7 protein-coding genes are annotated in these 12,622 nt (G+C 63.0%); all 7 read right to left on the bottom strand.

All coding sequences use genetic code 11. The features are described 5' to 3' along the window. Nucleotides 1-204 precede the first annotated feature (204 nt). The gene (locus AMK05_RS19360) at nucleotides 205-1,362 is read right to left on the bottom strand and encodes a VWA domain-containing protein (protein ID WP_442966242.1); all 1,158 of its coding nucleotides are present in this window, start codon (nucleotides 1,360-1,362) and stop codon (nucleotides 205-207) included. Between the two features lie 183 nt (nucleotides 1,363-1,545). Next, the gene (locus AMK05_RS19355) at nucleotides 1,546-2,424 is read right to left on the bottom strand and encodes a transglutaminase family protein (protein WP_064841450.1); all 879 of its coding nucleotides are present in this window, start codon (nucleotides 2,422-2,424) and stop codon (nucleotides 1,546-1,548) included. Nucleotides 2,425-2,429: 5 nt separating this feature from the next. Then, nucleotides 2,430-4,847: a circularly permuted type 2 ATP-grasp protein gene (locus AMK05_RS19350; RefSeq protein WP_064840720.1), complete on the bottom strand. Its 2,418-nt coding sequence runs from the start codon at nucleotides 4,845-4,847 to the stop codon at nucleotides 2,430-2,432. 30 nt (nucleotides 4,848-4,877) lie between these two features. Then, nucleotides 4,878-8,204 (bottom strand): transglutaminase family protein, encoded by a 3,327-nt coding sequence (locus tag AMK05_RS19345; RefSeq protein WP_064840719.1) that lies wholly within the window; start codon nucleotides 8,202-8,204, stop codon nucleotides 4,878-4,880. A gap of 98 nt (nucleotides 8,205-8,302) precedes the next feature. Next, nucleotides 8,303-9,685 (bottom strand): sensor histidine kinase, encoded by a 1,383-nt coding sequence (locus tag AMK05_RS19340; RefSeq protein ID WP_064840718.1) that lies wholly within the window; start codon nucleotides 9,683-9,685, stop codon nucleotides 8,303-8,305. Then, entirely contained in the window at nucleotides 9,682-10,359 is a 678-nt protein-coding gene (locus tag AMK05_RS19335; RefSeq protein ID WP_064840717.1) for a response regulator, read from the bottom strand. Before AMK05_RS19335 ends, AMK05_RS19340 begins: the two co-directional genes overlap by 4 nt. A 94-nt stretch (nucleotides 10,360-10,453) precedes the next feature. Beyond that, the gene (locus AMK05_RS19330) at nucleotides 10,454-12,322 is read right to left on the bottom strand and encodes an adenylate/guanylate cyclase domain-containing protein (protein WP_064840716.1); all 1,869 of its coding nucleotides are present in this window, start codon (nucleotides 12,320-12,322) and stop codon (nucleotides 10,454-10,456) included. Nucleotides 12,323-12,622: the final 300 nt, after the last annotated feature.

Below are 12,622 nucleotides of genomic sequence, written 5' to 3'. Positions count from 1 at the left end.
CGACGACAGTTTATGCATCGTTACTAAGCACTTGCAACAAAGGATTTGAGCAAACGAAAAATTTGCGAAACCTTCAGAATCACCGGGTTCGAGGGAATTGATTTCAAACGCTTTTCCCGATCAGATGGATGGGATAGCGATAACGAAAAGCCGCGCGGGTTTGTTCCGGCGCGGCTTTGTATCGACCCCCACCGACTTCGTGACTTAGTTCGTCAGACGGGTGATCGAGCTTGTAGCCTTTGCGGCGATGTCGCCGAAATCTTCGACCAGCTTGGCCATGTTGTCGGGAGCATAATAGTTCGCGGTACTGCTTGCGCAGGCCTGGAGCAAATCCTTGCCCCTCTGCGGAGCCATGAAGGCAATGGTAAAGATGGTAATGCCATCGCTTTTTACCACAGTGCAGAGATCGCGGACTTCCTTGTCAAGTGAACTATTCCACGAACTACCGTTGCCCGTCATTTCACCGTCGGTCATCAGGATAATATATCGTTGGAAACTGTTGTGATTCTTGGATTTGTGCTTCTGGGTCTCCGTATCGGTGCCCTCGGTCGAGGACTTCAGAGCCTTGTAGGCCGTATCAAGCGCATCACTCGCATCTGTGCCGCCGGTCGGCAAATAGGGGAGAGCCGAGACGTAGCTCGCGGCGTCCGCAGTGCCCCAATTGATCGCTTTGGCCGCTTGTTGTTTGTCCGTATAGGAGACAGCGCCGACACGCACGAGTTCGCTCGTTGGATCGGCTTTGTTAAGTTCGGTGAAAAGCCCAGCAGCCGCTGTCTGTAACGCCTCTATCTTGCGGATATAGCAGTAGGACTTCAAATCTTTGTCCGGATCCGGCCAACTGTCTTGTGTGTAGTTGTCACATTTCGACGGCTTCGTTTTCTTCTGATCGGTTATGAAAGACATCGAACCGGAGCGATCGAGGACCAGATACATCGAGAGTGCGCCTTGTGTATCGGTCTGGCCGTTCTCGCCGCTACTTGTCGCGCTGATGGTCTGCGTCGCCTTACCGAAGACGCGCATCAGGGGACTGAGCGGGAGGTCGAAGGAGGTGTTGACATCGACCTTGAAGATCTTGCTCTTTGTACCATTTGCCGTGGTCGTGACGTTGACGTTCGTTTTATCCTTGATCGAGCCTTGAATGGAGTTCTTCGCAAGAACCTGTGCCATCTGTCCGGCGACAAAATCCTTCGCAAGGCTTTTCGCGCCGGCCTCGTCGGTCTTCTCATTGGCGAGCGCAGTCGCTGCGGCGATAGCCGCCGAGTCCGTGGCTTCCTGCAACTCGCGCTTCGACAGCGCCATATTCGAATAGTCGATCGCCATGCCGGCAGCTCCGACAAGAACGGGCAGCAGGATAGCCGTCATGATACCGAAATTCCCGCCTCGATCGCTCAACATGCGACGCAGGCAGGGGTACAAAGAGAAGGTGCTCATCATGTTCACCCGAAATGGACCCTGTGGGTTACATTAGGCGTCGCTACTTCTTTACGTCGTCCTTACGGCGTCCATTCAATTCTAACGAATCGGCAGATTTTTCCAGTTTTGGGATTATTTCAGCGGGATTACGTCGACCGCCTGGACGGCGCGTTGGCCGCCATAGCTTTTCAACACGCCGATGACGGGGACGACGTCGGAATAATCCCGGCCGTAGGCGACGACGATGTGGTCAGTGCCGGCTGAGATGTCGTTGGTCGGATCGAGTTCGATCCAGCCGATGGTCTCGCCGCACCAGATCCTGACCCAGGCATGCATGGCATCCGCCCCTTCCAAGCGTTCCTTGCCGGGCGGCGGGATGGTGCGCAGGAAACCCGAGACGTAACCCGCCGGAATGCCGAGGCTGCGGAGCGCCAGGATCATAATGTGGGTGAAATCCTGGCAGACGCCGCGCTTCAGCCTGAATGCCTCGATCGGCGTCGTGTCCACCGTCGTCGCGTCGGCGTCGTAGCTGAAATCCTTGTGGATGCGGGCACAGAGCGCATAGGCGATCTGCATCGCCGTCAGATCAGGCATGGCGCAGCTTCGCGCATAGTCGGCGATCTCGCGCGTCTGGGTCAGGCGCGGGCTGTCGCCGAGGAAGTGGTGCGGCGAATCCGGCGCCAGAGACCAGATGCCGGCTATTTCCTCCGGCAGGTCGGCCAGCAGCGGCGAGAAATCGGCGGCGATCGGCTGGCTTTCCACCTGGACGCGGGCCTGCATGCGGATGTCGAGCGTCTCGTGCGGCGCGCGCAGCATGAAAGCGGTGGCGGGATGATCGAAGAAATCGACGAAATGCGACTGTTCGTCCGGCGTCGGCGAGATGGTGATCGAGCCGGCGACCAGCCGTTGCCGGTTGGTCAGCGATAGCGGCATCAGGCGCATGATGTGGCGGGCGCCGGAGGCCGGCACGTCGTAGCTGTAACCCATGCGCAGCGAAAGATCGTAAAGCATCGCCGTCACCCGAGATAGGTCTGGGCGAGCAGATCGGAAAGCTGCTCCAATTCACGTTCGAGCCGCTGATAGACTTCGGCACCCATGCCCTCCGGCGTCATGACCGCCAGGCCCGAGTGGAGCCGCATCGCCTCGCGGTAGAAGGGCGACATCTGGCCGTTGATCAGGGCGTTCGGCAGTTGCTCGACCTCGTGGTGGATTTCGTTCACCTGGAAGAGCACCGAGCGCGGATTGAGGGGATCGAGCGCCAGCAGGTCGGTGACGGTCAGCCGCGCCGTGTTGACGTTGTAGCGGCGGCGGTGGGTCATGACGCTGTCGCCGATCTCCAGCAGCATGTCGAGCGCGCCGTCGGGCGCTTCCGGGCCGGACATGTGGCCGAGCAGCCGCGTCATGTGCAGGCCGCGCTCGATATAGCGGCCGAGCGAGAGGAAGCGCCAGCCCATGAAACGGTACATGTTTTCGTGCACCAGGCCGGCAAAACCGGCGAGCTTGCGCAGCAGGATCGTCATCGCGTGGCTGGCGTCGTCGCCGGCAGCGACGGTGACGTGAAAGCGGCGGGCGGTCTTGGCGAGATCGTTGAGCGCCAGCCAACCGTCCGGCGAGAAGCGGTCGCGGATGTTGCTCGCCGAATACACGGCGCTGTCGATGTTGCGCAACAGCGTTTCCGGCACGGGTTCGGCAGTATCGATATCGACGGCGGCGAGGTAGGCGGAGACGTCGGCGAGCAGTGGCTGGCTCGGATCGGCGGCTTCGGCGTAACGCGCATGCCAGGCGCGCAGGATGCGCAGCGCCCCTTCGGCACGCTCGATGTAGCGGCCGAGCCAGAACAGATTGTCGGCCGCCCGGCTCGGCAGGCTGCCCGGCATGTTGCGGGTGAAGCTGCCCTCGGCCGGCAGCAGCGTGTGGCGCTCGACCGGCTTGTCGCTGACGATCCAGACGTCGGCGGCCGCGCCGCCCGACTGCATGGCGATCGCCGCGACATCGGCGCCGGAGCCGATGCGGGCAAAACCGCCGGGCATGATCTGCCAGCCGTTCGCCGTGCGGGCGGCAAAGACGCGCAGCGACATCGGCCGCGGCACCAGCTTGCCGTCCACCCAGGCGGGCGTCGTCGACAGCGTCACGACCTCCTGTCCCACAAGTTTCGGGCCGTCCGAACTCAGCCAGTCGGTGATGGAATCCTTGGCGGTCGCCCGCAGCGACGAGCCGAGCACGGATTCGCCGTCGTCGTCGAAGAAGGGGGCGCGGGAATAGGCCGGGCCGATCACCATCTTCTCGATATTCCTGGCGACGTGCTCGCGTTCCTCCTCCTGGCCGCACCACCAGGTGGCGATCGAAGGCAGCTGCAGATCCTGCCCCAGCAGACGGCGACAGATGGTCGGCATGAAGGCCAGAAGCGCCCGGGTCTCGAGAACGCCGGTGCCGAGCGCATTGACGATGGTCACGCTTTCGGCGCGCAGCGCCTCGACGAGGCCGGGTGTGCCGATATGCGAATTCTGGTTCAGTTCCAACGGATCGGCAAAGGCCGAATCGAGACGGCGCCAGAGCACGCCGATCGGCTTCAGGCCGGCGACGGTGCGCACCATGACGCGGCCCTTGACGACCGTCAGATCCTCGCCCTCAAGCAGCATGAAACCGAGATAGCGCGCGATATAGGCGTGCTCGTAATAGGTCTCGTTGGCCGGGCCCGGGGTCAGCACGGCGATGCGGTCGTCGCCCGAATGTTTCATGCCCTGCAGCGCATCGCGGAAGCCGCCGAAGAAGGAGGCGAGGCGGTGGACCGGGGTTTCGGCATAGATATCCGAGAAGGCCCGGGTCGTGGCAACGCGGCTTTCCAGCGCGAAACCGGCGCCCGACGGCGCCTGCGTCCTGTCGGCCAGCACCCACCAGTTGCCGTCGGGCCCGCGGCCGATCTCGAAGGCGCAGAAATGCAGATAATGGCCGGAGGCCGGCCGGATGCCGGCGAGCGGGCGCTGGAATTCGGGATTGGCGGCCATCAGCGCCGGCGGCAGCACACCTTCTTCCACCAGCCGGTTGTCGCCGTAGATATCGGCGACGATCGCCTCCAGCAGGTCGGCGCGCTGGACGAGGCCGGCCGACAGCGTCTGCCATTCGCGTTCGTCGATCAGCACCGGGATATGCGAGATCGGCCAGGCGCGTTCGCCGGTGCCCTTGCTGCCATAGGCACGGTAGAAGACGCCGGCATCCCGGAGGTAGCGGTCGGCGCGGGCGAAACGCTCGGCAAGATCCTTTTCCGGCATCGCGCTCAGATGCGAGAGGAAATGCTGCCAGACCGGGCGAACCCTGCCCTTGTTGTCAACCATCTCGTCGGCGGTGTCGGGAAGCGGCGCATAGTCGAAGGCCGCACGTTTGCCGGTGCGGTCTACGGTCTCTTCCCTGCGCTCTACTGCCGGCCTCTTACCCATCAAAACCCGAGCTATCCCTCACCCCCGGCCTCAAATTCCAGCAGGCCGCCGCAGATCCAGCGTCAGCGGGAATTCCAGCGAACCCGTCTCGGCGCGCGGAATATAGCCGCCCGCCGTATGTCCCCACGGCTCGAAGCGGGCGAGCCGCCTTGCTTCCGCCTCGTTGCCGTTGACCGGGAAGGTGTCATAGGTCCGGCCGCCCGGATGGGCAACATGATAGATGCAGCCGCCGATCGAACGCTTCGACCATGTATCATAAATGTCAAAAGTCAAAGGCGTGTTGATCGGCAGCACAGGATGCAGGCCGGAGGCCGGCTGCCAAGCCTTGTAACGGACGCCGGCCACCGACACGCCTGATGTGCCGGTCGGCGTCAGCGGCAGGGTGCGGCCATTGCAGGTGACGGTGTAGCGCGCCGCATTGCTTGTTTCGAGCCGCACTTGAAGGCGCTCGACGGAACTGTCGACGTAGCGGACGGTGCCGCCCGGCGCGCCCTCTTCGCCCATGACGTGCCAAGGCTCCAGTGCCTGGCGCAGTTCCAGTTTCGAGCCCTCGTATTCGACTTCGCCGCAGAAGGGGAAGCGGAATTCGAGCTGGGCCTTGAACCATTCCGGGCTGACGTCGAAGCCGTTTTGGCGAAGGTCGGCAAGCACGTCGAGGAAATCGGCCCAGACGAAATGCGGCAGCATGAAACGGTCGTGCAGGGTCGTGCCCCAGCGGACGAACTTGCCGTCGACGGGGTTGACCCAGAAACGGGCGATCAGCGCGCGCACCAGCAATTGCTGGGCAAGCGACATGCGCGCGTTGGGCGGCATCTCGAAGCCGCGGAACTCGATGAGGCCGAGCCTGCCGGTCGGGCCGTCGGGCGAAAACAGCTTGTCGATGCAGATCTCGGCGCGGTGCGTGTTGCCGGTGACATCGGTCAAAAGGTTGCGGAACAGCCGGTCGACCAGCCAGGGCAGCGGCGGCTGGCCGCGGCCGGGAGCCGCGATCTGCGCCATGGCGATCTCCAGCTCGTAAAGGCTGTCATGGCGGGCCTCGTCGATGCGCGGCGCCTGGCTGGTCGGACCGATGAACATGCCGGAGAAGAGGTAGGAGAGCGAGGGGTGGCGCTGCCAGTGAAGGACGACGCTCTTCAGGAGATCGGGACGGCGCAGGAAGGGGCTGTTGTTCGGATTGGCGCTGCCGACGACGACATGGTTGCCGCCGCCGGTGCCGGTATGACGGCCGTCGATCATGAACTTGTCGGCGCCGAGCCGGGTGGCGCGCGCCTCTTCATAGACCGCCGTGGTGATGTCGACGCATTCCTTCCAGTTCGAGGCAGGATGAATGTTGACCTCGATGACGCCGGGATCCGGGGCGACGCGGATGACGTTGATGCGCTCGTCCTGCGGCGGCGGATAACCTTCGATATGGACGGGAAGCTTCAGCTCGGCGGCGGCGTTTTCCGCAGCTGCGATCAGCTCGAGATAGTCCTCGATGCGCTCGACCGGCGGCATGAAGACGCAGAGCCTGCCGTCGCGCGGCTCGACCGACATGGCGGTGCGCACGGCGCCGCCGATCTCACCGAGCGTCTGTTCGATCCGGCTGCGATTGCTCTCGCCGGCGTGGAAGGAGGCTTCCGGCATGGCGCGGCCGGCCGGTATGAAGACATCGGGCAGCGGTTCGCGCGGGATCGTCGGATCGGCGGGGTGGATATAGGGATAACGCGCCGGGGGAACATAGGGCAGGGTGCCGAGCGGCAGGCGGTAACCGATCGGGCTGTCGCCGGGAACGAGGAAGATTTTGCCGCGGCGGGTGCGCCATTTCTCGCTGACCCAGACCCGGCTTTCAGCGGCCCTGGCGTTCCATGCCTGGACCGGAAGGATGTAGCCTGTGGGGACGGTCAGGCCACGATCGAAGACGCGGGCGATGCGGTTGCGTTCCTCGGGATCCTTCAATTTCGAATTTGCCGGATCGACATTGTCGGGGAGATTGCCCTCCTTGATGATCCAGTCGGCCGGATCCTCAAAGGCCGGCTGCACCATGGCGGGCTTGATCGCCAGTTCTTTCGCGATCGCCGTCAAGAGCTTTTCGGCATCCTCTGAAGTGACGCCGGTATCCTTGCCTTCGACGGCGACCAGATCGAGGTTCTGCCAGACCGGCTTGCCGTCGCGGCGCCAGTAGAGCGAGAAGGTCCAGCGCGGCAGGCTTTCGCCCGGATACCACTTGCCCTGGCCGTAATGCAGGAAGCCGCCGGGGGCGAAGCGTTCCTGCAGCCGGCGGATCAGGCTGTCGGCCTTTTCACGCTTGGTCGGGCCGACGGCGGCGGTGTTCCACTCCTCGGACTGGAAGTCGTCGATCGAAACGAAGGTCGGCTCGCCGCCCATCGTCAGATGCACGTCCTCGGCCTCGAGGATGCGGTCGACCCTCTCGCCGAGTTCGTTGAGCTCCTCCCAGCTTTCATCGGAGAAGGGCTTGGTGATGCGCGGGTGCTCGGCGACCCGCGAGACCTTCATGTCGAAGGCGAATTCGGTTTCGGCTTCGCCGAAGTAACCGCCGGAGATCGGGGCGGCGTTGCGGTAATGCGGCGTGGCGGCCAGCGGGATATGGCTTTCGCCGGTCAAGAGGCCGGAAGTGGGGTCGAGGCCGACCCAGCCGGCGCCGGGCAGATAGACCTCCGCCCAGGCATGCAGGTCGGTGAAATCGACTTCGGTGCCGGAGGGGCCGTCGAGCGCTTTCAGATCCGGCGTCAGCTGGATGAGGTATCCGGAGACGAAGCGGGCGGCAAGGCCGAGATGGCGAAGGATCTGGACGAGCAGCCAGCTGGTGTCGCGGCACGAGCCCTTGGCGCTTTCGAGCGTCTCCTCCGGCGTCTGCACGCCGGTTTCCATGCGGATGACATAGCCGATCTGCCGCTGCAGACGGGCATTCAACCCGACGACCATATCGACCGTCGCCTGGCCGGGCGACCAGTCGAGCGTCGGCAGCAGCGCCTTCAGCCGTGGGCCGGCCGGTTCCGGCGTCATATAGATCGACAGATCCTCCTGGATCGTTTCCGGATAGCCGAAGGGCCACTTGGTCGCCTCCTCCTCGACGAAGAAGTCGAAGGGATTGTAGACCGTCATGTCGGCGACGAGATCGACCTCGATCTTGAATTCGGTCACCGGGTCCGGGAAGACGTAGCGGGCGAGGTAATTGCCGTAAGGGTCCTGCTGCAGGTTGACGAAGTGATTTGAAGGCGTGACCTTCAGCGAGTGACTGAGCACTCTTGTCTTCGAATGCGAGGCAGGTTTCAGCCGGATGATCTGGGGGCCGAGGCGGACCGGCTTGTCATAGGTGTAATGCGTCAGATGATAGATGCTGGCTTTGATCGACATATTGCTCTTTTTATCCGGCGCGCATCGTCGTGCGGCTTGCTGTTCCCGACATCAGTGTGTGCAATGCAGCGAAAGAAAGCAAGGAGGGCCAAAGGCTTTTACGCCGCCTTGGCGAAGGTGATGGCCGCCTTCAGGCCCTTGCCGTCCCGGCCTGGCTCAAGCGTCAGGTCGGCGTTGAAAAGATTGGCGATTTCTTCGACGATCGGCAGACCGAGGCCGGTGCCTTGCGCCCCTGTCTGATTGCCGCGCGAAAAACGCCCGCGCACTGCCTCCAGTTTATTGCGGGGAATGCCGGGGCCGTTGTCCTCGACTTCAAGGCGGATCGTCTCCGCTGACGCGATGACGCGGACGGTGACCTCCGCCCCTTTCCCGGCATAGGCGATGGCATTTCCGGCAAGGTTGCGCAGCATTTCGCCGATCAGCAGCGGCTCGGCGCGGATCATCGCCGGGCTCTCGCCCTCGAAACCGAGATCGATGCCGGCGCTGGCCGCCGTCGGGATCTGCTCGCCGGTAATGTCCTGGGCGATGGCGGCAAGATCGATGGCGGCAGCGGTCAGCGCCTCCTTGGCAGTGGCGGCGTCGATCTTTGCCATCAGCAGAAGCTGGGCAAGGATGCGCTCGGCATGCGCCACGGCCTGATCGCCCTTCAGCGCTGCCGCCTGCGCCTCCTCAAGCGAGCCGGCGCGGGCGGAAAGGGCAAGCTGGGTGCGGATGATCGCCAGCGGCGTGCGCAGCTGGTGGCTGGCATTGCCGGTGAAATGGCGCAGCGCATCGAGCGCCGATTGCAGGCGGACCATGAAGCTGTTCACCGTATCGACCAGCGGCTCGACCTCGCTCGGCACGGTCTGCTCGATCGGGTGCAGGTCATCGGGGCTGCGTTCGCCGATGGCATCGCCGAGTTTGTAGAGCGGGCGCAGCGCCACGGTGACCGAGATCCAGACGATGACGGCGGCACCCGCGATCATGAAGGCGAGGCGCAGTGCCGAGCGGACGAGAATCGCTTGCGCCAGCTGTCGGCGGGCGATCGTGGTTTCGGCGACCGTGACCACGAAGGGCACGGAGCGGATGCCGGTCGAGGCGGAGCGTTCGAGTGTGGCGACACGGATCGGCTCGCCGCGAAAGGTGTCGTCGGCGAAGGCGGCGGCATTGGCGGGCGTCTTGTTCAGGACCGGCAGCGACTGGTAGCCGGTGATGAATTTGCCCGGCGGACCGTCGACGCGGTAAAAGACGCGATCCTGCGCGGCCGAGGTCAGCATTTCAAGCGCGACATAGGGGATATCGACCTGCAGCGTGCCGTCCTCGGCAACGACGACACGTTCGGCGATCGCCAGCGCCGAGCCGGCGAGCACCCGGTCGGAGACGATGTTCGAGGTCTGCACAGCCTCCCGATAAGTATCGGCAAGCGCCAGCGTGCCGATGACGGCTGTGGAGACGAGCAGCCAGAAGAGCAGCCGGCGCCTGAGGGAATAGGCGGCTTTCATGAGACCTCGGGGAGCTTGTCGAGATAATAGCCGATGCCGCGGGCAGTCTTGACCGTCAGGCCGTGCGGCGAGAGGCGCTTCCTCAGGCGGCTGACATATTGCTCGATGGCATTTGAAGAAATGTCGTCGTCGAAGGCGGTCAGCGACTGGATAATCGCCTCCTTGGCGACGACCTTGCCGGCCCGCATGAAAAGAATTTCGAGCAGCCCGAGCTCGCGGGCGGGAATATCAAGCGGCGTGGCGCCTGCCGAGAAGGCGCGGGAATTGAGATCGAAAGAGATGCCGCCAAAACTGACGGTCGCCGAGCGCAGCCCGGCCTGACGGCGCAGCAGCACGCGCACGCGGGCCTCGAATTCTGATATGTCGAAGGGTTTGATCAGATAATCGTCGGCGCCGAGATCGAGGCCCTTCACCCGTTCTTCCGGCGTGCCGCGCGCGGTCAGGATGAGGACGGCTGCCTGGTTCTGCCGGGCGCGCATGGCGCGCAGCACGTCGAGCCCGTCCATCTCGGGCAGGTTGAGGTCGAGAATGACAAGATCGAAATTTTCCGCGGCGATGACCGCATTGGCGGATGCCCCATCATGGACGACATCGACGGCATGGCCTGTGCCGCGCAAGATCGCCGACAGGCCGTCGGCCAGCGCGATATTGTCTTCGGTGAGCAGGATGCGCACGGATGTCCCCCTATTTTCAACGGAAGTTACAGGGGCGACGAGAGGTTGTCACAGCGATTTTGAAGATTGGTGAACGGCCGTGGGAAAGCCGATTTCAGCTCCCGGTCCTTTCGATCCGTTCGCGCTGCATCATTGCGGCGGCCAGCAGCCTCTGGAAGCGTGGATCGTCGCGGATGTTGTCGAGATCGGAATCATTGTTGAACCATTTGATATGGTACACGGAGCTGTGCGGCAGCAGCCTCTCAAGAAGATCGATCGCCTGGCCGACGTCGCCGAGGACGGAATAGACGCAGGCGAGATTATACTGCGCGACGATGTCGTCGGGATCGATGGCGATGGCGCGGGCGGCCCAGTCGCGCGCCCTCGTCACATCGCCCATATGGGCAAGCGCCAGCGCGCCACGATGAGCCGGGCCGGAATTTTCCGGATTGAGGTTGAGCGCGCGCTCGGCGCGCAGCAGGCCGAGACGGGCCCAGTTTTCGGTATCCAACACACGGCCGAGCGAGCGGTAGGCAGACATCAGGTGGATCGGCGAGACGTAGTCGTCGGGACGGATCGCGGCGGCGCGGGTGAAGTATTGAACGGATTCGGCAAAGTTGCCGTGCATGAAGAAGAATCGGGCATAATGGAAATTCGCCTCGAACAGGTTGGGGTCGAGCGCCAGAGCACGTTCGAAAGCCGCCGCCGCCCTGTCATCGTAGCCGCTCTGATGCAGGGCCAGACCATGAGAGGCGTGGGCTTCGGGAAGGTCGGGATCAAGTGCCAGCGCGCGGGCGCTCATCTCGAGGATGCGCCTCAGCGGCACGTCGTCGGGTGCCCAATCGCGGATCGCCGCGTCGCAATCGGCGATGCCGGCATAGGCGCGGGCATAATCCGGATCGAGTTCGACCGCCTTGCAGAACATCCGCCTTGCGAGCTGGAGATAGGATTTGGTCCAGGTGTGGGAGAGCTGGCGGCCGCGGAGATAATAGGTATAGGCCTCGACATTGGCGGTCGGCTCATTGGCGATCGCCTTCTTCTCCTCCGGCAGCAGACGCACCTTCAACTGGCCGACGATCGCATGGGTGATCTCGTCCTGGATGGCAAAGATGTCGGTCAGGTCGCGGTCATAACGCTCGGCCCAGAGGTGATCGCCATTGGCGGTGTCGATCAGCTGGCCGGAAATGCGCACGCGATTGCCGAAGATACGCACACTTCCCTCGAGCACGTAGCGCACGCCAAGTTCCTGGGCTAGCCGCTTCACCTTCACCGATATGCCCTTGTAGGTGAAGATGGTATTGCGCGGCACGACGTGCAGGCTGGAGATCTTGGAGAGATCGGTGATGATGTCTTCAGTGATGCCGTCGGAGAAATAGTCCTGGTCGGCATCGCCGCTCATATTGGTGAAGGGCAGCACCGCGATGAAGCAGGTATTGCGGTTTTGCGCCACCAATTTCGCCGAGGAGGGCGGCGCCAGGGTGACGGTATAGACCTGAACCGGCTGCCGGATGTTTTTGAGCACATGTTCGCCGATGAAGTCGAAGCCGAGATTGAGGCGCGCGCCGACCTGATCGCGCACCGAGGCCGACACGGCGATCCCGCCCGGGGGCGCGATACGCTCAAGCCGGGCGGCAAGATTGACGCCATCTCCGAAGATATCGCCGTTCTCGACCACGACGTCGCCGAGATTGATGCCGATACGGAATTCGACGCGCTCGTCCCTGGGCACGTTCTCGTTGCGGGCCGCCATGCTGCGCTGGATTTCGGCGGCGCAGGCCACCGCGTTCACCACGCTCTGGAATTCGGCAAGGATGCCGTCGCCGGTGAGTTTGACGATGCGGCCCTTATAGTCCGAAATACGAATGTCGACCAGTTCGCAGCGGTGGCGGTTCAGCGCCTGCAGCGTGCCTGCCTCATCAATGCCCATCAGTCGGCTGTAGCCAACGACATCCGCAGCGAGAATAGCGCTCAGTCGTCGTTCCATGACCCCTCCCATGGATCTTCCCAGATTAGTCCTAGCTTTTTATAGAGTTTTTGTCGCGTAGAGTCGTCCCACGAATGACAAAATTCGGGCGGTTTCGACGGTTTGACACGGCAGCGCGACCATATAGCGTCGCCGATCTTCATCAATACTCTGAACGGGTGAAGGATGGCGTTCGACGCTAGTCCTTTGTGGTGAAAGGGCGATTATAATCGGAGAAAGCGGAGTGATGTGCTTCAGGCGATGCTTCGGGATGGGTATTGGAAAAAGTGGCCGTCGATCGGTTTGGGAGCTTAAGTCGAA

Source organism: Rhizobium sp. N324 (assembly GCF_001664485.1).
GTDB lineage: Bacteria > Pseudomonadota > Alphaproteobacteria > Rhizobiales > Rhizobiaceae > Rhizobium.
Note: the sequence above shows the minus strand (reverse complement) of the source record. Positions and strands in the feature narration are given on the sequence as shown.

Coding starts and splice junctions, on each gene's coding strand:
- AMK05_RS19360 (WP_442966242.1), bottom strand. CDS start 1,362: ATGACGGCTATCCTGCTGCCCGTTCTTGTCGGAGCTGCCGGCATGGCG.
- AMK05_RS19355 (WP_064841450.1), bottom strand. CDS start 2,424: ATGCTTTACGATCTTTCGCTGCGCATGGGTTACAGCTACGACGTGCCG.
- AMK05_RS19350 (WP_064840720.1), bottom strand. CDS start 4,847: ATGGGTAAGAGGCCGGCAGTAGAGCGCAGGGAAGAGACCGTAGACCGC.
- AMK05_RS19345 (WP_064840719.1), bottom strand. CDS start 8,204: ATGTCGATCAAAGCCAGCATCTATCATCTGACGCATTACACCTATGAC.
- AMK05_RS19340 (WP_064840718.1), bottom strand. CDS start 9,685: ATGAAAGCCGCCTATTCCCTCAGGCGCCGGCTGCTCTTCTGGCTGCTC.
- AMK05_RS19330 (WP_064840716.1), bottom strand. CDS start 12,322: ATGGAACGACGACTGAGCGCTATTCTCGCTGCGGATGTCGTTGGCTAC.